The 22,284-nt window shown below is 40.9% G+C and carries 24 protein-coding genes and 2 pseudogenes; 5 read left to right on the top strand and 21 right to left on the bottom strand.

The annotated features are described in order from the left end of the window. Positions 1-455: 455 nt before the first annotated feature. From ABJL82_RS12315 to ABJL82_RS12305, 3 genes are read right to left on the bottom strand one after another with little or no spacing between them, the layout of a single operon-like run. Positions 456-1,547 (bottom strand): aminotransferase class I/II-fold pyridoxal phosphate-dependent enzyme, encoded by a 1,092-nt coding sequence (locus tag ABJL82_RS12315; RefSeq protein WP_347274987.1) that lies wholly within the window; start codon positions 1,545-1,547, stop codon positions 456-458. Further along, positions 1,544-1,780, bottom strand: coding sequence for a small basic protein (locus ABJL82_RS12310; RefSeq protein WP_347274986.1), 237 nt, complete (start codon positions 1,778-1,780; stop codon positions 1,544-1,546). The genes ABJL82_RS12315 and ABJL82_RS12310 overlap by 4 nt, the downstream gene beginning before the upstream one ends. Before the next feature lie 16 nt (positions 1,781-1,796). Continuing rightward, positions 1,797-2,753 (bottom strand): hypothetical protein, encoded by a 957-nt coding sequence (locus ABJL82_RS12305; RefSeq protein WP_347274985.1) that lies wholly within the window; start codon positions 2,751-2,753, stop codon positions 1,797-1,799. 362 nt (positions 2,754-3,115) lie between these two features. Here ABJL82_RS12305 and ligA point away from each other — a divergent pair, with 362 nt between their 5' ends. From ligA to ABJL82_RS12285, 4 genes are all read left to right on the top strand, one after another. Then, the gene (ligA, locus tag ABJL82_RS12300) at positions 3,116-5,140 is read left to right on the top strand and encodes an NAD-dependent DNA ligase LigA (RefSeq protein ID WP_347274984.1); all 2,025 of its coding nucleotides are present in this window, start codon (positions 3,116-3,118) and stop codon (positions 5,138-5,140) included. Positions 5,141-5,247: 107 nt separating this feature from the next. Beyond that, positions 5,248-6,609, top strand: a complete 1,362-nt coding sequence (locus tag ABJL82_RS12295; protein ID WP_347274983.1) for a TldD/PmbA family protein — start codon at positions 5,248-5,250, stop codon at positions 6,607-6,609. Then, complete coding sequence (locus ABJL82_RS12290) at positions 6,610-7,659, top strand: type IV pilus twitching motility protein PilT (protein WP_347274981.1); 1,050 nt, start codon at positions 6,610-6,612, stop codon at positions 7,657-7,659. Positions 7,660-7,678: 19 nt separating this feature from the next. Beyond that, entirely contained in the window at positions 7,679-8,785 is a 1,107-nt protein-coding gene (locus tag ABJL82_RS12285; protein ID WP_347274980.1) for a PilT/PilU family type 4a pilus ATPase, read from the top strand. Positions 8,786-8,882: 97 nt separating this feature from the next. Here the strand turns inward: ABJL82_RS12285 and ABJL82_RS12280 are convergent, their stop codons facing one another. The 18 genes and pseudogenes from ABJL82_RS12280 to ABJL82_RS12195 all read right to left on the bottom strand — a co-directional run bounded on the left by ABJL82_RS12280 (position 8,883) and on the right by ABJL82_RS12195 (position 20,099). Beyond that, on the bottom strand, positions 8,883-9,128 hold the full coding sequence (locus ABJL82_RS12280) for a type II toxin-antitoxin system HicB family antitoxin (RefSeq protein WP_347274979.1): 246 nt from the start codon (positions 9,126-9,128) through the stop codon (positions 8,883-8,885). A gap of 317 nt (positions 9,129-9,445) precedes the next feature. Beyond that, positions 9,446-10,303, bottom strand: a complete 858-nt coding sequence (locus ABJL82_RS12275; protein ID WP_347274978.1) for an LPO_1073/Vpar_1526 family protein — start codon at positions 10,301-10,303, stop codon at positions 9,446-9,448. Then, complete coding sequence (locus ABJL82_RS12270; protein ID WP_347274977.1) at positions 10,304-10,543, bottom strand: hypothetical protein; 240 nt, start codon at positions 10,541-10,543, stop codon at positions 10,304-10,306. It abuts the gene before it with no gap. Between the two features lie 180 nt (positions 10,544-10,723). Beyond that, positions 10,724-10,837: pseudogene (locus ABJL82_RS12265) on the bottom strand (integron integrase); the annotation flags it as partial. Positions 10,838-10,842: 5 nt separating this feature from the next. Beyond that, complete coding sequence (locus ABJL82_RS12260) at positions 10,843-11,055, bottom strand: type II toxin-antitoxin system HicB family antitoxin (RefSeq protein WP_347274976.1); 213 nt, start codon at positions 11,053-11,055, stop codon at positions 10,843-10,845. Between the two features lie 61 nt (positions 11,056-11,116). After that, on the bottom strand, positions 11,117-11,308 hold the full coding sequence (locus tag ABJL82_RS12255) for a type II toxin-antitoxin system HicA family toxin (protein WP_347274975.1): 192 nt from the start codon (positions 11,306-11,308) through the stop codon (positions 11,117-11,119). A 130-nt stretch (positions 11,309-11,438) separates the two neighbouring features. Beyond that, positions 11,439-11,789: a type II toxin-antitoxin system PemK/MazF family toxin gene (locus tag ABJL82_RS12250; RefSeq protein ID WP_347274974.1), complete on the bottom strand. Its 351-nt coding sequence runs from the start codon at positions 11,787-11,789 to the stop codon at positions 11,439-11,441. Next, positions 11,776-12,018, bottom strand: a complete 243-nt coding sequence (locus tag ABJL82_RS12245) for a hypothetical protein (RefSeq protein WP_347274973.1) — start codon at positions 12,016-12,018, stop codon at positions 11,776-11,778. Before ABJL82_RS12245 ends, ABJL82_RS12250 begins: the two co-directional genes overlap by 14 nt. Positions 12,019-12,910: 892 nt before the next feature. Then, positions 12,911-13,594, bottom strand: a complete 684-nt coding sequence (locus ABJL82_RS12240; RefSeq protein WP_347274972.1) for a class I SAM-dependent methyltransferase — start codon at positions 13,592-13,594, stop codon at positions 12,911-12,913. A gap of 647 nt (positions 13,595-14,241) precedes the next feature. Beyond that, positions 14,242-14,529 (bottom strand): hypothetical protein, encoded by a 288-nt coding sequence (locus ABJL82_RS12235; protein ID WP_347274971.1) that lies wholly within the window; start codon positions 14,527-14,529, stop codon positions 14,242-14,244. 139 nt (positions 14,530-14,668) lie between these two features. Further along, positions 14,669-15,310: a Panacea domain-containing protein gene (locus tag ABJL82_RS12230; RefSeq protein WP_347274970.1), complete on the bottom strand. Its 642-nt coding sequence runs from the start codon at positions 15,308-15,310 to the stop codon at positions 14,669-14,671. A gap of 264 nt (positions 15,311-15,574) precedes the next feature. After that, positions 15,575-16,588, bottom strand: a complete 1,014-nt coding sequence (locus ABJL82_RS12225; RefSeq protein ID WP_347274969.1) for a DUF4238 domain-containing protein — start codon at positions 16,586-16,588, stop codon at positions 15,575-15,577. A gap of 403 nt (positions 16,589-16,991) precedes the next feature. Further along, positions 16,992-17,204, bottom strand: a complete 213-nt coding sequence (locus ABJL82_RS12220; RefSeq protein WP_347274968.1) for a type II toxin-antitoxin system HicB family antitoxin — start codon at positions 17,202-17,204, stop codon at positions 16,992-16,994. A 1-nt stretch (position 17,205) separates the two neighbouring features. After that, positions 17,206-17,442 (bottom strand): type II toxin-antitoxin system HicA family toxin, encoded by a 237-nt coding sequence (locus tag ABJL82_RS12215; protein ID WP_347274989.1) that lies wholly within the window; start codon positions 17,440-17,442, stop codon positions 17,206-17,208. Between the two features lie 410 nt (positions 17,443-17,852). After that, positions 17,853-18,075: pseudogene (locus ABJL82_RS12210) on the bottom strand (type II toxin-antitoxin system HicA family toxin). Next, the gene (locus ABJL82_RS12205; protein WP_347274967.1) at positions 18,068-18,283 is read right to left on the bottom strand and encodes a type II toxin-antitoxin system HicB family antitoxin; all 216 of its coding nucleotides are present in this window, start codon (positions 18,281-18,283) and stop codon (positions 18,068-18,070) included. Before ABJL82_RS12205 ends, ABJL82_RS12210 begins: the two are co-directional and overlap by 8 nt. A 234-nt stretch (positions 18,284-18,517) precedes the next feature. Then, positions 18,518-18,919 carry a hypothetical protein gene (locus ABJL82_RS12200; RefSeq protein ID WP_347274966.1) on the bottom strand — a complete coding sequence of 134 codons (402 nt, stop codon included), beginning with the start codon at positions 18,917-18,919 and terminating at the stop codon, positions 18,518-18,520. A gap of 214 nt (positions 18,920-19,133) precedes the next feature. Next, a complete protein-coding gene (locus ABJL82_RS12195) occupies positions 19,134-20,099 on the bottom strand; it encodes a hypothetical protein (RefSeq protein WP_347274965.1) in 966 nt (321 codons plus the stop codon). A 1,267-nt stretch (positions 20,100-21,366) separates the two neighbouring features. Between ABJL82_RS12195 and argB the strand changes: the two genes are divergently transcribed. Next, complete coding sequence (gene argB / locus ABJL82_RS12190) at positions 21,367-22,272, top strand: acetylglutamate kinase (protein ID WP_347274964.1); 906 nt, start codon at positions 21,367-21,369, stop codon at positions 22,270-22,272. The last annotated feature ends 12 nt before the right edge of the window (positions 22,273-22,284 follow it).

The following is a 22,284-nucleotide window of genomic DNA, read 5'->3' as shown; positions in this document are numbered from 1 at the left end:
TGGAAGAAAATTTCCAAGAAATATTCAACCACGCAAAAAAATATTTGCTTTCCCTTATAAACCAATTTCTTAACTTAATGACATTGGTTTGCAACCTGAACCAAACGTTTTATACTTTCAATCCAGCCTCCTATTAGCAGAACAACTGACAAATAAATTCCAGATTCCAAACAGGGATTTTGTGATTTGGGCATTGGAATTTTACCGCAATACATGGCCCCATTATACGCATAAACTCATAGGTTCAGGTTACAAACCTGAACCCGCCGGGAGTCGTGTAATGTTTACGCTGAATAGTTACCAATACGAAGCACTAAATACGAAAGATGCGCTTGTTTAGCATTTCCAATCATTTTGTCATTAGAATTTGTTTCGTATTTCGTGCTTGTTTAGTTCTGGCTATGCCAGCTTAGGTGTGAACATGAGCATTCATCTGCTTATGTAAAGAATAGGGGTTACGCGAGGTCGTTAAGAATTTTTATGCCCTTTTCAATGGTTTCTTCTGTAGCGGCGTACGAAATGCGGAAATGTGTGTGGCGTTCAGAAAATACGCTGCCTGGAATGATTAACAGATTGTTCTTGATGGCGGCCATAACAAATTCTTCATCGGTCCCCCAGGGAACCTGCGGGAAGAAGTAAAAAGCCCCTTCGGGTTTTATGATCCGGAACTTGTCTTTCAGCCCTTCGTACATCATGTCCCTCTTCTTCCTGTAATCCGCGATATATTTGCTCAGATCAAATCCCCATGACCGGAACACTGCGTATTGTGAAAAGGAAGGGGCGCATACAAATGTGTATTGTTGAAGTTTTATCATTTCCTTTATGATCGCTTCCGGGCCTGCTGCGTAACCCAAACGCCAACCGGTCATGGCAAAGGATTTGGAGAATCCGTCAAGTATAAGCGTTTTATTATAATACTTTCCTATACTCTCAAATTCGTTGTTATAGTCGTAGTCATGATATATCTCGTCGGAAATTACCAGCAGGTTATGTTTTTTTGCCAGTTCTGCGATATCTTTTAACTCATGCGGCGTATTCATCACCCCCGTGGGATTGGCAGGACTGTTGATGACGATTATTTTGGTTTTTTTTGTGATATGCGGCTCAATACGTTCCGCGGATAATTTGAAGTCGGGATATGTATCAACAAACACTGATTTTCCGCCGCAAAAATTCACCATGTGTTTGTAAATAACAAAAGCGGGGTCAGGAATTATTACCTCGTCTTCATTATCTACCAGCGCCATAATCGCTAAGGTTAATGCACCTGAAACTCCTGAAGTGACCATAATATCTTCCGCAGCCACCTCTCGGTCTTTTTTAAGGCGGTCCATCAGCACATTGCGAAGTTCTGGTATACCTTGCGTTAATGTGTATTTGTTTGCGCCTTCATTTATGGACTTAATCGCTTCTTCTTTGATCTCTCCGGGAACATCAAAGTCCGGCTGGCCTATGCTGAGGTTTACCGGACTTTTCATTTTTTGTGCAAGGTCAAAGACCTTTCTGATGCCGGAGGAGTCTATATTAGACATCCTGCTGGCAATCATTTTTTCGCCTTTCCTGCCTTTTCTGCTTTTCCTGCTTCTGCCGGTTCAACTTTCTTTGGGGCCTTGCCTTTTCGCTTTAATTTTTCCACTTTTACCTTGGGGAGACCAAAAACAGAGGTATCCTGATCCCAGCGATTCTCTGCCTTAAGTATTGCGATACGTTCTACCTTTCTATACACATTTCTCGGCCTCGAAAGTTTTCCCTTTGGTTTTAAACTCTTATCAATGCTCATACTTCTCCTCCTTATTTTATCTCATACGTACGGGATAACATCCCGAAAACTGTTTTTTATTTTGATATTCGAAATTGGCGACGTCCCTTTGGGTTTTCGTTAAGTCGGCGCTGTTCAAATCGTCAAATTCTCCCACACAAACAAAAAGCTCTTTTCCCGTGTTGACAACAAAAGAGCTATAACCTAATGATTCCTGCAACATACCTGCTATTTCTTTGGCGCGTTGCACATTTGTCTTTGAATTTTTATAGGAAATCACGCGTATCGTCCACCGGTCCTTTATTATCGCATTATCCTGGATAACGAGTTTCGCATCGCTGCCTGATTTCTTTTCAATTTTCGAAGCAGTATCCTTTGCCGTCTTCTCTTTCGGCGCGTCAATGGGCTTTAACTGGCCAATGCCTCCAGGTTGAGTTTTCTTCGGCTCTATTGTTTCCAGCCACTCTTCCGCCTGGTTGGTTATTCCCTTATTGTACCCCGCCTTGTGTCCCACAAAGAAACAGGCAACGGAGAGAAAAGTAGCCGCAATGGCGCCAATGATAAGCGTTTCCTGCCGTAATACCACCTCGTCTTTACGTAGTACCACCTCATCTCTCAAAGGAGCAGGCGGCGTAGCAATTGTTTGCTTTGAAGGAATGGGTTCTGGCGTAATAGGACCAGGCGTTGCATGCCTTTTCTCCGTCTTTTTTTCAATCGAAAGCGCTTCCGTACTTGTATTTTTAATCCATTGTAAAGGGTCAGATGTTCCTGATTTTCCCCTCATTTCTGAAGAAGCGGATGCAGATGGTGGATTAGTGGTTAAGCCTTTAGATTCCGGCTTTTCATTCTGCGTAACCGGAGTTCCAACTTCTTGCTGCGGTGTTTTTTCTGCAGCCTCTGCATTTAGTTGTGGTTCTTCTTTTTGAACACCGTCTTTTTCCTGAGGTTTTTTAAACAATTCAAAAAAAACTTTAGAATCACTTCCTTTAACCATAATTCATCACCCCTTTATGCGGGATCTCTAAAAAAAATATGAGGTTAATTACCACATCATTAAAATGAAAAAGTGATTCAATTACGCAGGTTTGTCCCCGAACGACCATCAACACAGTAAATAATTAAACGCCGCAAACCCTGACTTCCTTAATACATAACGTTAGCGTTAAAAAACACGTTTTAGCGAGTTTATAAAAAATGCAGAATAAAGTCAAGTGATTCCATCATTATAACAGAATACGTTGACTCTTATATAAAGTTTGTTATACTGGCAGCTTAAAATTCCTTTTATCCGGAAAATTACATCAGGGATAACCTTGGTTTTCCATAAATTTTTCTCTAAATGGTTAAGATAAAAAAGTGTCGTCAACGGTAAAAGAAAAAATAGAACAACTCCGCGGTATTATACGGTATCACGACCATAAGTATTATGTGGAAAATAATCCTGAGATTTCTGATTATGAATATGATCAACTGCTCAGGGAGTTACAGAACCTTGAGAGCGCACATCCTGAATTCATAACGCCGGATTCCCCTACCCAAAGAGTCGCAGACCAACCAATCAGTCAGTTTCCCACCGTGGAACATAAGAAACCAATGTTGAGCATCGATAACACCTATTCAAATGAGGAGTTGAAGGAGTTTGATCAAAGAATAAAACGCATGGCCGGCATCGATACCAATACAGATATTGAATATGTCGTTGAATTAAAAATTGACGGGATAGCTATTACACTCTGGTATGAGAACGGATTATTAGTACGGGGCGCCACCCGCGGTGATGGTTTCCGGGGGGACGACGTCACTGCAAACCTCAAAACAATCCGGCAGATCCCCTTAAAACTTTCCGTATCGGGCGCGCAGTATAAAATACCGCCGGTTGTGGAAATAAGGGGAGAAATTTATTTGCCAAATAAAGAGTTCCAGCGGATAAATGAAGAAAGGGAAGAAAAAGGAGAGATTCAGTTCGCAAATCCCAGAAATGCGGCGGCAGGGTCATTAAAGCTTTTAGACCCCCGTATTACCGCGAAAAGGCGACTCAAAATGTTTGCCTATGTTATAGGATATGTTGAAGGAATGGAATTGGAGTCGCATGTACAGGGTCTTGATTTTATCAAAGCGATAGGGCTTCCGGTAAACCCGTACACGCAATTATGCAAAAATATCGATGAGGTGGTGCGGTATTGCAACGAATGGGATAAACGACGCGGAATCCTTGACTATATGGTGGACGGTATGGTCATAAAGGTGAATTCCCTTGCACTTCAGGAGCAATTAGGGGCGACAAGCAAGGCGCCCCGCTGGATGATATCATTTAAATTTCAGCCTGAGCAGGCGATAACAAGGATTGAGGAAATTGTTGTTCAGGTAGGAAAAACAGGCACGCTCACGCCTGTAGCCAATCTTACGCCGGTATTGCTCGCGGGTACGACGGTAAGCCGCGCTTCACTTCATAATTTTGACGAAGTAAAGAGAAAAGACGTCAGGGTGGGGGATCATGTTGTTGTACAAAAAGCTGGAGAAATTATTCCGCAAGTCGTAAAAGTACTGGAAGAAAAACGAAGCGGACGGGAAAAGGTTTTTGTTGAACCTGCCTGCTGTCCTGTATGTAAAGGCCCTGTACACCGGGATAACAGTGAAGTATATTTGCGCTGCCACAACCCGTTGTGCACGGCGCAGACGAAAAGGCGCATCCAATACTTTGCGGGCAGAGACGCAATGGATATCGAAGGGCTTGGCCCCGCCATTATCGAACAATTGGTGGATAAAGGTCTCGTGGAGGATTATTCGGACATTTTTTCTCTACAGTATGATGACCTTGTTAATCTTGAGCGCATGGGGAAAAAATCCTCATCCAATCTGATAAGTGCGATTGAAAATAGCCGTGGACGTGACCTCGACCGTCTGATTTGCGCTTTGGGCATACACAACGTTGGTTTGCACACCGCGGAAGTGTTATCGTATCATTTTGATTCTCTCGGGAAACTGTCAAATGCAACCGCAGATGAACTGGAAAAGATACATGAGATAGGACCCGTTGTAGCACAAAGCATTGTTGAATTTTTTCAAAACAAACATACGCAGGAAATTATAAAAAAGCTTCTTGCAAAAGGAGTAAACACCGGAAAACTGGCGTCAGATATGCCACGGAAAAGCAGTAAAGTAGCGGGAAAATCTTTTGTAATAACCGGCAAACTGCAAAAATATTCCCGCAGCGATGCGGAAAAACTTATCAAGCGCCTCGGGGGGAGGGTTTCGTCTGCCGTGAGCAGGAAGACAAATTATCTCATTGCCGGAGAAGACCCCGGTTCAAAGCTGGACAAGGCGAAAGAACTTGGCGTGGTTATTCTTGACGAAGAGGCATTTGATTTGTTGGTAGGGTAATTCAGCAGTCGGCAGTCGGCAAATTGCAGATTGAGGACTGCGGATTGTATAAATGGTTCAATGGTAATAAGGATTTGATAATCTTAATTTCAAAAGGGATAACCTAAATGGAAAAAATGATAAAAAACGCATTAAAACTGGCAAAAGCGGACTACGCTGAGGTTCGTGTCCATGAAGGGGTCAGTACGGGTATCACTTATGTAGGGAAAGAGCTTGAAGGTATCGGTGAAAAAAGCTCTTTTGGCGGATGCGTAAGGGCGTTGGTAAACGGCGGCTGGGGTTTTGTGGCCTTTAACGATATAGAACATCTTCCGAAATACATTGAAATGGCCTGTGAACAGGCAAAATTCGTTGGAAAGAATAAAAGCCAGCTTGCCCCCATACCCATAATAAACGATCATACAAAGACGACAGTTGTCAATGACCCGGCGGAAATATCCTTGAAAGAAAAACAGTCGCTTTGCGACAAATACAACACGATCATTCTTTCTTCAAAACAAATACAGACGTCCAATGTCCGGTATCTGGATTCACGCGGCACAGTATTTTTCTCCAATACCGAAGGGTGCTTTATAGCGCAGGAAACGATTTTTTGTGGCATCTCTCTGCTCGCTATGGCAAGGGATGGCATGAACGTCCAGCAGGCATATCATTCCGTAGGGGACTTGCGCGGGTATAATAACGTATTAAATATGGAACAGGAATGTGAGAAGGTTGCAAAACGCGCGGTTGACCAGCTTTCGGCAAAACCGGTGAATGGCGGCAAATATACGGTCATCATTGATCCCAAGCTGTGCGGTGTATTTGTCCATGAAGCGTTTGGACATCTCAGCGAGGCGGATTTTGTTTATGAAAACGCTCAATTGCGGGAGATCATGGTTCTTGGGAAGCGTTTTGGCTCTGACGCCTTGTCGATTGTTGATGATGGTACTTTAGTCGGTGAAGCCGGATACAACAAGTATGACAGCGAGGGGACTCCAACGCAAAAAACCTATCTTATTAAAAATGGTATATTAACCAACAGGCTTCATTCGCGGGAAACGGCAGCAAAGATGGATGAAAAGCCTACGGGCAATGCACGCTCCATCAGTTATGGCAATGAACCCATTGTCCGTATGACGAATACCTTTATGGAACAACGTAATGATACCTTCGAAAAAATGTTATCAGAAGTTGATGATGGTATTTACGCAATCGGCGCCTTAGGGGGACAAACCAACATGGAGATGTTTACCTTTAGCGCGGAAGAGGCGTACATGATACGCAACGGACAGTTGAAGGAAAAAGTACGCGATGTCGTTCTTACCGGAAACGTATTTGAGACACTCATGAATATTGATGCCATTGGAAACGATCTTGAAATTTATGGGGGTATGGGAGGGTGTGGCAAGGGAGGTCAATCGCCTTTACGCGTCAGCGACGGCGGGCCTCATGTGCGAATACGAAATGTCGTTATTGGAGGAAGATGAATGGATATAATGGAACTCCTCGCTTTTGCAACTAAAGAAGGCGCATCGGATGTGCATATAAGTTCCGGTGAACCGCCCATGATCCGTATCCATGGTGATATGAGGAAAATTGACATGCCGCCATTGATGAGGGAAGATGTGCATACGCTTTTGTATAATATCCTTAATGACCAGCAACGCAAGGTATATGAGGAACATTATGAATTGGATTTTGCCATTGCAATAACGGGCGTCGGACGTTTCAGGGTGAACGCATTTCTGCAGAACAGGGGCGAGTCTATTGTGTTCAGAACCATTCCAGAAAAAATCCCGCTTCTGGAACAACTTAATATGCCCGCGATTGTGGCAGAATTAACGAAAAAGGAGAAGGGACTCATCCTCTTAACAGGGCCTACCGGCAGCGGAAAATCAACCACGCTGGCGGCTATGTTAGACCTCATTAACCGGGAATATAAATGTCATATCCTTACCATTGAAGACCCCATAGAATTTGTCCATAAGTCCAAAAACAGCCTAGTTAATCAAAGGGAACTGGGCTCAAATACCCATAGTTTCGCCAACGCCTTGAGATCGGCGCTTCGCGAAGACCCTGATGTTATTCTGGTGGGAGAAATGAGAGACCTTGAGACCATATCACTGGCGCTCACCGCCGCAGAAACCGGCCATCTCGTACTTGCCACGTTGCATACTTCCAGTGCGCCGAAAACGGTTGACAGGATAATAGACGTATTTCCCGCGGAACAACAACAGCAAATCCGCACCATGCTGTCTGAGTCGCTTCAGGCGGTAATTGCCCAGCAACTGATCAAGAGAACGGAAGGGGTTGGGCGTATCGCAGCGTTAGAAATTATGATCGGCACCCCTGCCGTAAGAAATTTGATCAGGGAGAATAAGATTGCCCAAATACCTTCGGCATTGCAAACCGGACGCCAGCACGGTATGCAGACAATGGATCAGGCGCTGTTGGATTTGTGCAGAAACGGCCTTGTTTCCAAAGAATCAATCAGGAATTTTGTAAGCACCCCCTCTGTCCTGGACGGCATAAAGTAAATTCTCAGGGAGATCTTCCATGGAAATAAAAGATTTATTACAAGAAATGGTGCGTTTGGACGCTTCTGATATTTACATTACCGTTGGGCTGCCCCCTGTGTTCAGGAAGGAAGGGAACAACATTCCCGCCGGTCAGGAAATGGTAACGGGCGATGACACTCGCACCCTTGCCGAATCTATAATGAGCGAAAAACAAAGGGCAGATTTTTACGAACAGATGGAAATGAATTTAGCCCTGTATTATCCGGAGCTTGGACGTTTCAGGGTAAACATTTTTTTTCAGCAAAGGAATGTCGGCCTTGTCGTCCGGCAGATAAAGATAAACATTCAGTCTGTTGACGATTTACGGCTACCCCAGGTGTTCAAAGACATTGCCATGACAAAACGGGGGCTTGTGCTGGTAGTTGGCGCAACCGGTTCAGGGAAATCAACCACACTGGCGGCGATGATTGATCACCGGAATGAGAATAATTCAGGCCACATAATTACGGTAGAAGACCCCATTGAGTTTGTGCACCGACATAAAAAGTCTGTTATCACACAAAGAGAAATCGGACTGGACAGCTTGTCGTTTCACAATGCACTAAAAAATACCTTGCGCCAGGCGCCGGACGTCATCCTGGTGGGAGAAATCCGCGATACCGAAACAATGGAGTCTGCCATTACCTTTGCGGAAACGGGCCATCTTTGCCTGGGAACACTCCACGCAAACAACGCAAACCAGGCGATTGAAAGGATTATAAACTTCTTTCCTCCGGAACGGCATGAACAAATATACATGCTCCTCTCGCTGAATCTGCGGGCAATAATCTCGCAAAGATTAATTCCCGCAAAAGATGGAAAGCGGTCAGGCGCCTTTGAAGTATTGCTTGATACTCCAAGGATAAAGGATCTTATCTTAAAAAAGGAAATAGGGTTATTGAAGGAAACAATGGCAAAAGGGAATCAGGAAGGGATGATGACCCTGGACCAGTCCTTATTTCATCTTTTAAAAAAGGGGGAAATAACTTACGAAAACGCTATTGCCTACGCCGATAGCGCGAATGATCTGCGTCTGCGTATAAAGGTGGAAGGGATTGAAGGTGAGAAAGAAGAAGGGCAGGCTGCACGTTTTAAATTAAAGTAAAAAATTTTTTCAACTTAATCGAGGTATATGCATGAAAAATGAAAAACCAAATTATTGCAATCCAGGGCTTCTTTTGTTGAGTTGAATTTTCTTCCATCTAAGCAACTGCTAATTTCTCTTCATTTTGAATAATTATCTTGAGATTTTTGCTTTTTGGTGGTATGGGCAATCCCTTTTCTTTTAGTAAACTAATATGTTCTTTCATTCCCCATTTTGCTTTATAAATGCAATCCTCTATAGAATGGCCAATGCCACTAAAACCTTCTAAATCTTCTGAATAAAATCCAAAATAGTCAGGTTCTTCAGTTGCCTCTATTATTAATGAATATTCTAAATCAATCATTATTTGCCTCCTGGTATTTCTTTTTTATTCCTGCTGATTTTAGTATAGCATGACAGGTACCTTTTGGAACTACTTTTGAACCATGATAGTCTACACGAATTAATTTGTTCCATCCAGCTTTTCCATAATATCTTATAGCCCCTTTTTCTTTTATAATGTTGAATCCTTCTTTTTCAGGAAGTTAACAAGTTCGCTAAATTTCACTGTTTATCCTGTATATTAATTTTTCATAACGCCTGCCCATAACGGGCGGCAAAAAGTGGAGCGCAGCGCAGCTTTTTGACGTCCCAGTTGATGGCATTGTTATACGTTTCTCACTATTTTAGCCAAATTGTATAGTCTAGCTTTCCAAGATAGTTGGAAATATTAGCAATTGCGATAGCTTGACCAACGCTTGTAAGCTCTACCCGAAAAAGATTCTCAGTATTGAATTGATCTAGTAGCTTAGCGAAGGATGGCGCCTGTTGAGTAACGGCCACTTTAAAGTTTACTCCCTCAGCCGGCGCAAGATACTTATAAGGCTCTTTTACCAAAGCTTCATAAATGTCACCGCCAACAAGGTTGTTTATTGAAGCAGCACCAGCATATTGTATGTGTTGCCACTGAGATGATGATAGCCCAAACCCTGGCGAAGAAAACGCGAGTGCTCGTTGTCCGTAAGGATCTAGGCCAGCGATGCTTGGCAAATTCTGAACTACAACCGACTTTACAAAGTGCACAAAAGACAACAACCCTATCTGTGAGCTAGTTAAACGAGGCACTACCTGTACGGCCTCAGACAGGACTATATCTTTGTATTCATTAGTTTTACGAGCAACCCTCTCCGAAATGAGCGTGGATAAAATATTTGGATTAGCCGCTTGTCCCTTCCGTGCGCTTGCTTGCACCGCGTCGTTGATCGCTGCTTGAACATCTGGTTCACGGAACTTTTCTAGAACAATTGAGGCCGCGTCATTCGCGAGACGACTTTCAAGCAAACTTGCAAAGCTTTTTACATGTTCTTCTGCTGTTCGGCGTGCTTCGTTCCGTAACTGCGGAAAATTTTCACGAAGAAGTAGCACGCATATTTCTTTGACTTCAGCAACCGTTAATCCATGGTAGTGAACATCGCGCCCAGCCTGAATTGCAGTTGAGCTATTGTCTGCTGTCTGGTCTTGTTTCTTGTCACCTATCATTCAGTCTTTCCCTGATTTTGTGATATGGACATCTCGGCCAGCTTGGATGCCTTCCGCGTGACCGGAAACATTTTGCATCTGATTTGGATGTGTTTCTTTTTTCTTTATAAAAAGAGAAGCAAGAAATGCTGCTAATGATGCGATAGCAGCCACTACTGAATCGAAGCCAGGTGAATAGACAACCCAAATGCTTGCAAGCAGGAAAGCAAGAAAAGCAATTAATTTCGCTGCGAATGCCATAGTACTCCTACGTATAACAATGATTCTACAGTCTGTATAAAACGGCAAATACAGACTGTTTCAGTATATATAAGAAGTTGCCGTATCTTCTTATAACGCATTGTAACTTATATCTTATAAAGCTTTTGTGTATTTTTCTGCTTTTGTTCATTCCGGTTTATACAGTCTGTATAAACCAACCTACAACCTATCGACTGGACTTCGGACACCGTGACCTCCTTTGCTCAAAACATGGGTGTAGATCATCGTTTTTACACCGTGATGGTTAAGGAGTTCCCAGACGGTTTGAATATTTGATTTTAAGCAAATATCAATCTTTCCCCCTTAGGCGCAGGTATGGGATCGCCAAACTCCTTAGCGGTATCAATCCATAATTGAATTGCCTCTTTAGCATTTTTTAATGCTTTTTCATGAGTCTCTCCATGAGCTATACAGCCAGGAAGTTCAGGCACTTCTGCTATAAACGCATTGTCTTCATTACTCCAGTAAATAATAATTTCGTATCTATACATCAATAGTCCCTCCGAGTTTATATTTCACTATAACTTTTCTTACCTGTTTAACCTGATAAGGCTATGCCTTATTACTCTCACGCTGAAGATTAATTTTTTCTATAACAGATTTCTTTCTGAACATGTGATGGCCGCCTTTAACCCTCATGTCGAAACCCATATGTTTCAGCAGGCTGCATAAATCTTCAAATTTAATATTTGCATCCGATGTTCCACAAAGAATCTTAAGCAAGAGCTTTTCATGTTTATCCATTGATTCATTTTGCCATTGATGTGGTGGTTATTTTATTATTTTTTATTCCTAACGCCTAAGCGCACCTGTCGCTATGGAGCGCAGCGGAATAGGGGTCAGGTGGAGTGTCTTGTTAGACTATTATTTTGTTTTACTTTGTTGTAAAATCACTAACAAGATAGTTGCTAAGAGTTTTCAATAATCGTTTATAACGTTTGGATGAAATTACACCAATACAACCCAATATACGACTACGGGGTAGTACCGCTAAAAAACCAAGTCTGATTAAAGACTCTGATAGCAATCCACTTAACTTGAAATCCTCATCTCCAGGAGAAATAATTTCATCAAATCCTTTGACGTATTGGTATAATTGTGTGCTTATACCGCAAACAAGCAAATCACCATAAGATGGCATTTCCCGCAGAATAATTGCAGGTCTATTCTTCAACTTTCCATCAGCTTGTGGCACTGGTATAAGGATTATATCACCTTGCTTCATAGCTTGGATTTACCTCTTTAAGTAACGCTGACGAATACTCAGGTTCATCTTCTCCGTATGCGCCTTCTAACCTTTGACCGGACAGAAACAACCAATCTTTACGTTCATTGCCATGCTCCTCTTTTGGTAGAATGGTTATAATCAATTTGGCATCCGGTTCGAGGTCAAATGGTTCATCCAAACAAATTCGCTCTCCATCAAAATGAGCAGGTAAAGTTATAATAGGCATAGTAAATTTCTCCTTTGCACTGAAATATATGTTGTTCTATAAGTACCGGATAGGTCACGGGCATTGCTGCCCGATTCCCTCCTAAGAACTGTACGTGATAGTTTCCCATCATACAGCTCAAGCACCTGTTTAAGCTTCTCTTATGGAGAAACCCGCTAATAAATTTCTTCACGTTAATAACTGACTGTCAGTATATCAAAAAAAAATGAAGGGGGCACCAGGCTTAGCACCCGTCATTTGCGTTCCCTTCTTTCAACTGATTCATTCAATGTTCACGTAATAAGGCACCTGCCAACTATCAGCCTCATTACTGAGCCGGTAATATTTCAACCGGTATCTCTTCCATTACAGAAAAGCATTCGCTTCCTTATGGCATCTCACCCCAGTCCTCCAACAGCATGCCTCACGGTTAGCCTGCCCATAGGGCGAAGGTCTGAGTTTCCACGTTCCGTATAATTGACCTTGTAAATGACTTAGATGCGTCCTGGACACCGGTGGTTCTACAGTTCCGTGCAAGCACGTTAGAGACTTGCAACTTTACCAACATGCTATTCACACTGGGGAATAACCTTCGACCTGTTAAACCTCGTAGGTCTGTCGCTCATTGACGATGCGTGCGGACATTCATATATTTTCATCATATCATTCGTTCCTAGCCCTTAACCGGATAGGTTTTCCTGAGGGGTCTGCCTGTCGCCATTTCGACCCAATTCGGTACGTTGTTCGTGAGGCTTCGCACCCCGTCGTCAGCGCAATGGTAGCACGCTCACGTAGGAATAAGCAGGAACATGCTTAGTACACTCAAGAAGAAAATCTTCTTTTAGTACAATCAATTATGCGACATCGTGTCGCGAATAACGACCAAGCTCACCGGCGGCAATGGAGCGCCTTGTTATGTGGCTATAAGCCTTAACATTTCGTTTCCGCCTTTTTGAAACTCATAAGGTACTTTCTCTACATTGACCACGAATCCGCTTTTCTCAAGTCTATCTACCACCGTTTGGAGATGTCTTGACTTTTTTGCTCCCAACTCCAACAGCGGGAATATCCTTGCTTCAGACGCAACCCGGCAAAGTTCTTTTATTGACTGTACGTGAAAATCTTCTGAAAGGTGCTCGCTGTAAAGAAAGAGAAAATTAGAACATAAGGCAATGTCAAATTCTCCATCTTCGAATGGGAGGGTGGGCAAACTTGCGTCTACATAACGACCTTCTCTTAAGCCTGCTGCATAGTCAGATAAGAAATCGTTCATAGCAGCCATACGAACATTGCCGAGTTCCTCAACTGAGGAAATATGTTCCCACACAAACTCATTCTTATTATTTCTGGTCTGTTCAATGACCTGTTCATACGTTTCATCTATTCGATTTCTTATTTCATCGGCACCGAAACGGTAAATCGGGTCAACAGAAACCACATGGCCTCCACGGCGTGTCATGATGCAATTAAAGCTTGCAGGACCATCGCCACATCCCAGAATCCGCTTCCAAAGGTAATCTTCTGACAAGGCGAACATTGCCAAATATTCGTCGAATGAGCGTCCCCAAGGAACTACTTTCTCTAGAGTGAAAATCATTTCTTTGTCCTATTTGCCACATAACAATGATTATACAGTCTGTATAAAACGGCAAATACAGACTGTTTCAGTATATATAAGAAGTTGCCGTATCTTCTTATCACGCATTGTAACTTATTTCTTATAAAGCTTTTGTGTGTTTTTTTGTTTTTGTTCATTCCGGTTTATACAGTCTGTATAAACCAACCTACAACCTATCGACTGTACTTTGGACACCGTGACCTTATTTGTTCAAGACATGGGTGTAGATCATCGTTATACTCGGGAGATGATAGCAAGATAATAGAAAATTGTTTTTCCCATAAAATCGAGCACTAATAAAACAAAAATGAAGAAAATTTCAAGCTTTTTAATTTTTTCAGCAAAATAGACAAACAAAAAGAAGGGGACACTTCCCTTATTTTCTCACCAAATCAAGCAAGAAATATGGGAGGTGTCCCCGATTCCCCAAAACCATTCAAATACCCGTATTTCAGCTTTAATAAGCATTACCAACGGTAGCTAACTGCGCTGGGATTTACTGGAGATGTACACGGTGCACGCGGTTGGAATCCTTCCCAGAAACACAATTGATAGAATAATTGATAAGGGATACCGCAGTAATCTGCCGGCATTTCCGTAACAATGAGAGCCAGAGTGTTAAACCCTCATGCGTTTAACATTTCTTTTATATTATTTTCCACAACTGGACTTGCAATAACAGCCTCACGAAGTTTTTCAACAATTCCAATAGGCATTTCCGTCTTACATGCTAATTGTTTGCTTTTTAGAAAAGAAACTATTTCTTTAATGGTCTTTTTAATTACCGAGTTACAATCCACGACTGATTCTTTAGTAAAAATCGCATATTCGGCGTTGTCTATTTTTACCAGAGTATTAGGCATATGACGTCTACGCTTTATAGCCTTTTCGACTTGTGAGGTTGAATTAACCATGATTAGGAATTTGTCCTTTAGCGGGGCTTTATTCACAACTATAAAATAGTGTGGTTCCGGATTACAAAAGCTTTTTTCTGTAAAGTAGTAAACAGAACCGGGTTGTATTGTAGACTTGATTTGTATATCGGGCGGAATATCAATCAGGAACTTGCTCCCATTGATTTTTCAGTTCCATTTGTTCTTTTACATAATTCAGCATTTCTTCTTTATCATCAGTATCCATAGCAAATAAGTCCTTACCTTCTAATGGGATTAAATGCTCGCTTCCGGACATGGCATCTTTAAAGAAATCTTCGTAATCCATGTTAAATACAGAACCAATACCTGACTCCAACCTCTTTTCAAACCTCTTCCATTCCGGATATGCATGGGAAACTTCTGCAAGCTGAAATTTGTCAAGATGTCCGAAATATTTTATTGCAAACTCCAGCGCTTCAATATCAGAATCTGAGAAAACATTCATATCTACATCATGAATAGACTGAATATCATAAATGCCTTGTTTTTCGATATATTGTCTATTATATTCACTCTCAATGGTATCCAGAAAAGAGGTATTTTCAGCAATGTCTTTCGTTTTAGAACCTACCGGACCGTATCCCATTGCAACATATTCATCGTTGGTTACCGGTCGACCATATTTGCGCAAGTGGTACCTATCGGCAAAATAAATAAGCTTTATGGCCTTCATCTTATTTATCTTTCCGCCGGATTTTTTTGCAAGGTAGTTCAGGGCCTGAGTAGCTTTTTTGAAATCAAAAATGAAATGGATACACATATATCAAATCATGTTCTCGTGTAAATGGTGATAGGATAGAATTATAATGAAAATTCAGGAGTTGTTTTGATTTATTATAGGTCATTTTTGAGATTTATCAATAATCTTGTTTTGGATAAAGAGGGATAAAGAGGGGACACTTCCCTTATTTTCCCACCAAATCAAACAAGAAATATTGGAGGTGTCCCTGTAATTTCTACAAAATTAAGAATTAAGTTAAGTGTGGTATCCCCTGAATTCACTATGACCAAGTTCATTAACTCTTTATTGTAAACCTCTCATTGCAATTTCGGAAAGTTGTTCCATAGTTAAAAGATATGAGTTTTCCCCAATTTTTTCTTTCAGAATTCTATTTTCATTGGAATCATGTTTCCCTATGAAATATTCAAGTGAGCATGCGGCTATGGCCTCTTTTAACATACTTTTATCTATTGTATATCCTGAAGTATTACCAATTAAGAATCGATCATTTGATAATGGAAGAATTACCGCGTTTATTTTATCTCCTTTATCAGAAAAGGGTTTAAATTTACGCTCTAAATCCACCGCAAAAACCAAGGCACAATCACCCAATATTAGATCTCCATTATCAAATAATTCCGTATAATATGAAAAAAGCTTATATTTCTCTATTCTGCCTTTCGGTGCGATTGATTCATTCAATGCGCGCAAATGGCCTTCCTTTACCCCATTTGTAACTGCTTGAGTTGATTCCTTTAATATATTTTCGCATAAAGCAGGGAACATATTTTCCAATGTAGCCTCAAGCAATTGAGGATTTGCAACTATAAATTTATAAAATATTTCTACAATAAATTCTGGCAAATGGCATTTATCATGAATTGATTTTTTTAATATTGAAGGGTCGGTTAGAATTTTAGAAAGGATAAAGGTTTTTAGTTTTCCTATGTCCATGAAAAGGCTATTAATCAAATGGTTTCCTATTCGTAAGAAGGATTCCCTGGAATGCCTCGTACGAATTTCCAAATGGGCCAGAAATTCTGGTATGTCTTTATTTGTTATCCTTCCGAGGGGAGAAGAAAGCAATACATTCACAAGACAAGCAAAGCGATTCTCTGCTTCAGTTATCAAACCATCTGCATTTGTACTATTAATTTCAGTGTAGAAATATTTTTCAACTGCAATATTTTCAATATTTGTTTCATATGGTTCCGCATTGGCTCTGAATACCCATGCGAAGGATTGTTGTTTGCTTCCTTTACTTTTAAAATTCTTCAACAAAAATCGAGGTATGTAATGTTGCCTTTGTCCAGACATGTTTTTTTATCTTAAATCTTGCACTAAATAGACCGATCCCACAAGTGCGATAAAATGTATTATATTAGCATCAAAATTGCTAGCTAATAATAAGGGGACACTTCCCTTATTTTCCCACCAAATCAAACAAGAAATATGGGAGGTGTACCTATAATTTCCTTTATGCCACGTTCCCCTTGAGCGCTTTATTAGTACCTTATCAGTAATTTCTTTGCATTTTTTAACAAAATATTTAATGATGAAATCCGAAAGATGCAGTAACAATTTAGTATTTGGAAAAATTCCAACAATGTAGTGCGGCGAACCTCGTCGTACTACAAATGACAATTTCCAGTTGTCATTAGAATTTGTTTCGTATTTCGTATTTAGTGCTTTGTGCTTGTTTGGCTCTGGCTATGCCAGCTTAGGCATACATTAGTTTTCCTTTAGGCTGAGGAATTGGTCGCTTCAATTCTTTTGCAGTCTCGATCCACTCTTGTATAATCACCTCAACGTTCGAAAGGGCTTCTTGATATGTCTTTCCATCAGCCATGCACCCAGACAATTCTGGCACCTCTGCAATATATGACTGATCCTCAGCACTCCAATAAATTATTATCTCGTATTTACTTTTCACCTTATTCCTCCAACTTTAATTTGTACTTAAGTATAAGGTTTCTAACTTGTTTTACCTGATAAGGTTTTGCCTTTGAACCCTTAGGTTGCAAATTGAAAATTTCATCAATATCGTCTCTTGTAAAAATATGGTGATCGCCGCGAATCCTTTCATCAAAATAGAATCTTTTTAGTAACTGGCATAGTTCCGAAAAAGAAATATTTGCATCTGAAGTCCCACGAATAATTTTGCTCAGCAGCTTATTATATTTCCCCTTTTTTTATTCCGGTATGCATTATAACAAAAAGGAACTACTCTATAGATAGTTTTTAAAGATGGTTGGAAATGCGGGCTTTCAACCCCCACTCTCCGCTTCATAAAGAACTCAGTATCGTCGTGCCGATGTATCACTGCGACTAACTCCCATCCTTCGGCGCCCTTATTGTTCAGCCAAATCTCAGGAGGTGTATGTTGGTCAATAATTGTACGTTCTTCAAGAGAGACCTCTCCCTATTCTCTTCGTCGTCCAAGTTGAATGCCAACTATATACTCCAATCTGTCCAACGGATGCCTCCTTCTATTTGTCTGCCTAACAACAAAGCTTACCTGCCGCTATGAAGCACAGCGGAATAGCGGTCTGGTGGAGCGACTTGTTAGGCCACTATAAACTCATGATTCAAATTCACTCCGGGGCAGTCCAGACTGGCGAATAATAGATCGCAAAGTTCCAATACGGATTTCAATGTGATCTGGAACTGGGACAGTAATCGTTCCTTCGGACAGTTTCTTTTGCATTACGATATGGCTACCTCGCCGACGCACTTCAAAGAAACCGTGTTTGGCAAGGATAGTACAAACCTCTTTACCGGAAAAAAACACGGAGTTTACCCAACTGTCACCTCAACCTGAGTGACGAAAACATCGTTGTGAAGTCGATGTTTTATCTCTTCTTTTGATGCTGACTCGAAAAAAAGTTCTAATGCTTCCCGAAGGTTATCCCGTGCTTGTTCAATATTATCACCTTGGCTTGCGATATCTAATTCCGGGCATAACGATACGTATCCATCACCTTCGCGTTCAATAATTGCTGTAAGTTTCATTGATGATCTCCTATCTCTCTAAAATTACCCATCATATAACCTTAGTTCCTGAATCTTATTTATCGACTTCTCCGTAATATGGTATTTTTGTTCCTGAGAAGAATACTTATAGGTAAATCCCGAAATAGTTCCTCTTTCGTTAATTTGTTTTTCACTATTTTGATTGATTTCAATATTTATTAAACCTATTCGTAAATCACATACTAATTGATTAAACCTTTTTCGAATCTTTTCCTAATTATTCATGTCAATAGAACGAGTTGCCAGATTTTTTTCAACCTGATTTGATACGTTTGCCAAAACCACAACAAGAAGAAAAACGGTTCGAAATCCGATATCAATAAGTCCTTTGGCCTGCTCAACACCTCTATCTATTCTTTCAAAGCCTACAAGGTAGTCATTCGATTCAGTAGTTTTGTTTTTCCTTAAAACCTTTACTTCTATAGCAGTTGTAGCACCAGGATTATCTTTATTATAGATTATAATATCAATATCACCTGGAACCAGATCTCTTTGTGTATAGGGTTCAATAACATTTTTTTCGATTATTGAATTTCTAAAATCACATTTTGACAATTGACACAATTGGGTTGCAAAATTTGCTAAAACAAACTTTGTCGCTTCTGACTCGACCATTTTTAAGTCTTCATCTGATTTACCAATTTCTTGACAATGGAATAAGGAGTATTGGTACTGACCACGTTTTAAAGAAATTGTATCATAAGTTACGATCTGCCAGTCTTCCTGTTTAATCGGTAACCTCCCTTTATAGGCATAACGTTCGCGTTAACCGGCGAGCAAAAGCGGCGCACCGCGCCGCTTTTGCTCGCCGGTTAACGCGTTGTTAGATTTACATTTCAAGATACTTGGGATCAAGTGAGAGCCGCGAATTTGCTTGCAGATCAGCGATGAATTCAGACCATGCACCTTTTTCAACTCGCCTCGACAAGTAGCAAGCAGCCATACGTTGAAAGGCGCGGGATACCTTTTCCAAATCCTGTACAAAAGTCTTTATCTTTTCTGAGTTGTCATCCCCGTAGCTCAAAAATACCGAGTCACGATAGTTCGCCTTGCCTCGATAGCGAAACGCCTGAATCAGATAATTGACGCCTTTCTTTTCCAGTTGCTCATCCCTTAGCTCTCTTGCCTTCTTTGTCCGAAAGCTATCAACGCCGAGCGCTTTGAACTCTCGACTAGTTTTTATTCTTTCTTCTACTCGCCATTTCTCATAATCCCATGTGCCTTTAAGATACGAGACGACGGCGCCCCATGCCTCATCATCGCTTCCTGCGTATGTGTTAAGGTCTTGTTTGTTACTTCCAAGATAGGTCGATATTTCTGCTTCAATAACTTTTTCAACAAGACTGCTGAGACTTAATGAAAATGGTTTCATTAGCAATCCCTGATCAACGATATCGGACTGCCATACCTTAGCAGTGTGTGCGTGTGTTTCTTGTTTTGAACCCGATGCAGCCGCGATCATCGCGCTGCATGTGAAGTAGGTGCCATAATACCAGCTAATAATTGCTGATCGACATACATCATATGGATGTGTGGCATCTTCAGTTAGTCGAACAAGCGAAGCCTGGTTGTGAAAGGCCATCATCATGTTTTCGAATACGAGGGTATCCGCCTCAGGATTGGGTTTGCGGCGGCTGACAGCTTTGTAATGGTTTTTGATTTTCTCATCCTCGAATGAGCCATTTTCGACCAAGATCGAAAGTGCTCTCATCCAGTTCACTGTGCCCTGAAACGCGAACCGTGGCTTTGGTTGATCTTTAGCATCAAAGAGTCGGTTTAATAGCCACTGAGCCATAACGTTCCTGTAAATCTAACAATGATTATACAGTCTGTATAAAACGGCAAATACAGACTGTTTCAGTATATATAAGAAGTTGCCGTATCTTCTTATAACGCATTGTAATTTATTTCTTATAAAGTTTTTGTGTATTTTTTTGCTTTTGTTCATTCCGGTTTATACAGTCTGTATAAACCAACCTACGACCTATCGACTGGACTTTGGACACCGCGACCACTTTTGTTAAAGACATGGGTGCAGATCATCGTCATACACAGATATGATAGCAAGATAATAGAAAATTGTTTTTCCCAAAAAATCGAGCACTAATAAAACAAAAATGAAGAAAATTTCAAGCTTTTTAATTTTTTCAGCAAAATTAAAAAATCAAACGTAAGAGAAATGTATCCAATGTACCCTTGGAAGGTTCACATCTTAAATAATAAGAAGATGTTGATAGCTTTTCCATATTGAATATTGAAGGTTTGGCCGTATGTTGAACTATCGGAGTGAACGGACAATTCCCCGGACGTGACTTTAACCCCTAAGAGTAAAAAAATGTAACTGCATACTAACGCCTTGCTTATTTCCAGACTATTCAAGTGATGAAGAAGGATGATTACGTATGGGTCCGCAGAATTGGACAACCCGCTTCTTCGGGGAGTTTGTTGATTTTAATGCGTGCCTTTGCTTCTTTCTGCGCCAGATTCAAAATTTATTTCAATAAAGCAGTTTTTCAAATACAAACTGACACATAACTATCTAATGAATTACCCCTTGATTTGAAAAGTATATAATGGAATGCATTTGTCATAAGCTCAAATAAGTACTGCATTTGATGTGCAATATCAAGGAAATTTTGAGGGAATGGGGCTGATGATAGGAAAAAACCTCTTTTATCGTGATGAAGTGTTTTCTGAAATGAATTTTTCCAGGAACCACAAACGCTCTTTCTTGGGATGTGGTTTGTTCAGATATCGCCATCAGTGCAATTTTGCATTTTACCCAGCCTGCGGAGATTGGGGACGACCTGTATTATTGGTGGATCGTTGCATATAAACCTCACCTTGATCCACTCTTACACGTTTGAAACACCAGGTGAAACAATATAGTATTTGCAAGCATTGTATATTAACCCTGTCAGGGTTTTTTCATAAAATTAAACTGTCACAAAAACTTTTGATTGAGTTTTACTTACGCTTTTGTTTAAACTTGACACGAAAGCCTCTTTTGTTATAATCACCCGCTTCTTTTTATTTAATTAAAACATACCTTTTTTTATTATATGAATGATCAAATATCCATGGAAACTGCTATTCAAAAAGCCGGTATACTTTTAGAGGCGCTCCCATATATTAAAAGATTCAAAGACAAGATTGTCATTATCAAATTTGGCGGAAGCGCTATGTCAGACGACAAGGTTCTCACAAACGTACTGCTGGACACGGTATTTATGAAAACGGTCGGCATGATGCCAATACTGGTGCATGGCGGGGGTCCGCATATTAGCAGGGAAATGGAAAGAAGAGGCTTACGTCCGAAATTCGTCGATGGACATCGCATTACCGACCGCGAGACCCTTGAAATTGCAAAAACCGTACTTGTTGACCAGATAGGGGCTTCTATGGTTAAAAAAATCTCTGAAATGGGCAATGACGCTGTATGTGTATGGGAAGACGGATATTGCCCGATTACTGCTGAAAAATATTATATAGAAGTGAAGGAAGATGACGGCACCACAAATCAGCTTGATATTGGTTATGTGGGCAAGGTGACCTCTATCATCAGAGAAAGATTTTTAAGCTTATGCAGTGAATGTACAATACCTATTGTGCCGCCTCTGGCAAAAGGGAACGACGGGGAAATATATAACATTAACGCAGATAGCGTTGCGGCATTTCTCGCAAAGGCGCTGGGGGCGGAAAAACTCGTGTTTTTGTCGAATACTCACGGTATCATGACAAGGCCAAACGACGAAACCTCTTTTGTTTCCACCCTGCATGAGGACGAGGCACATTCGCTTATTGATAAAAAAATTATCAACGGCGGAATGCTTCCAAAGGTATTCGCCTGTATTGCTGCCGTAAAAGCAGGTGTTAAAAAGGCACATATCATTAACGGGCAAATACCCCATGCGCTTTTGCTGGAGATTTTTACCGATAAAGGGGTGGGAACCCAGATCATTGTTTAGCCACCGGTATTG

Source organism: Candidatus Kuenenia sp. (assembly GCF_039794105.1).
In the GTDB taxonomy this organism is placed as follows: domain Bacteria; phylum Planctomycetota; class Brocadiia; order Brocadiales; family Brocadiaceae; genus Kuenenia.
The sequence above is the reverse complement of the archived record's forward strand: the minus strand, read 5'-3'. Positions and strand labels throughout refer to the sequence as shown.

Coding starts and splice junctions, on each gene's coding strand:
- ABJL82_RS12315 (WP_347274987.1), bottom strand. CDS start 1,547: ATGATTGCCAGCAGGATGTCTAATATAGACTCCTCCGGCATCAGAAAG.
- ABJL82_RS12310 (WP_347274986.1), bottom strand. CDS start 1,780: ATGAGCATTGATAAGAGTTTAAAACCAAAGGGAAAACTTTCGAGGCCG.
- ABJL82_RS12305 (WP_347274985.1), bottom strand. CDS start 2,753: ATGGTTAAAGGAAGTGATTCTAAAGTTTTTTTTGAATTGTTTAAAAAA.
- ABJL82_RS12295 (WP_347274983.1), top strand. CDS start 5,248: ATGGAAAAAATGATAAAAAACGCATTAAAACTGGCAAAAGCGGACTAC.
- ABJL82_RS12290 (WP_347274981.1), top strand. CDS start 6,610: ATGGATATAATGGAACTCCTCGCTTTTGCAACTAAAGAAGGCGCATCG.
- ABJL82_RS12285 (WP_347274980.1), top strand. CDS start 7,679: ATGGAAATAAAAGATTTATTACAAGAAATGGTGCGTTTGGACGCTTCT.
- ABJL82_RS12280 (WP_347274979.1), bottom strand. CDS start 9,128: ATGATTGATTTAGAATATTCATTAATAATAGAGGCAACTGAAGAACCT.
- ABJL82_RS12275 (WP_347274978.1), bottom strand. CDS start 10,303: ATGATAGGTGACAAGAAACAAGACCAGACAGCAGACAATAGCTCAACT.
- ABJL82_RS12270 (WP_347274977.1), bottom strand. CDS start 10,543: ATGGCATTCGCAGCGAAATTAATTGCTTTTCTTGCTTTCCTGCTTGCA.
- ABJL82_RS12260 (WP_347274976.1), bottom strand. CDS start 11,055: ATGTATAGATACGAAATTATTATTTACTGGAGTAATGAAGACAATGCG.
- ABJL82_RS12255 (WP_347274975.1), bottom strand. CDS start 11,308: ATGGATAAACATGAAAAGCTCTTGCTTAAGATTCTTTGTGGAACATCG.
- ABJL82_RS12250 (WP_347274974.1), bottom strand. CDS start 11,789: ATGAAGCAAGGTGATATAATCCTTATACCAGTGCCACAAGCTGATGGA.
- ABJL82_RS12245 (WP_347274973.1), bottom strand. CDS start 12,018: ATGCCTATTATAACTTTACCTGCTCATTTTGATGGAGAGCGAATTTGT.
- ABJL82_RS12240 (WP_347274972.1), bottom strand. CDS start 13,594: ATGATTTTCACTCTAGAGAAAGTAGTTCCTTGGGGACGCTCATTCGAC.
- ABJL82_RS12235 (WP_347274971.1), bottom strand. CDS start 14,529: ATGGTTAATTCAACCTCACAAGTCGAAAAGGCTATAAAGCGTAGACGT.
- ABJL82_RS12230 (WP_347274970.1), bottom strand. CDS start 15,310: ATGTGTATCCATTTCATTTTTGATTTCAAAAAAGCTACTCAGGCCCTG.
- ABJL82_RS12225 (WP_347274969.1), bottom strand. CDS start 16,588: ATGTCTGGACAAAGGCAACATTACATACCTCGATTTTTGTTGAAGAAT.
- ABJL82_RS12205 (WP_347274967.1), bottom strand. CDS start 18,283: ATGAAACTTACAGCAATTATTGAACGCGAAGGTGATGGATACGTATCG.
- ABJL82_RS12200 (WP_347274966.1), bottom strand. CDS start 18,919: ATGGTCGAGTCAGAAGCGACAAAGTTTGTTTTAGCAAATTTTGCAACC.
- ABJL82_RS12195 (WP_347274965.1), bottom strand. CDS start 20,099: ATGGCTCAGTGGCTATTAAACCGACTCTTTGATGCTAAAGATCAACCA.
- argB (WP_347274964.1), top strand. CDS start 21,367: ATGAATGATCAAATATCCATGGAAACTGCTATTCAAAAAGCCGGTATA.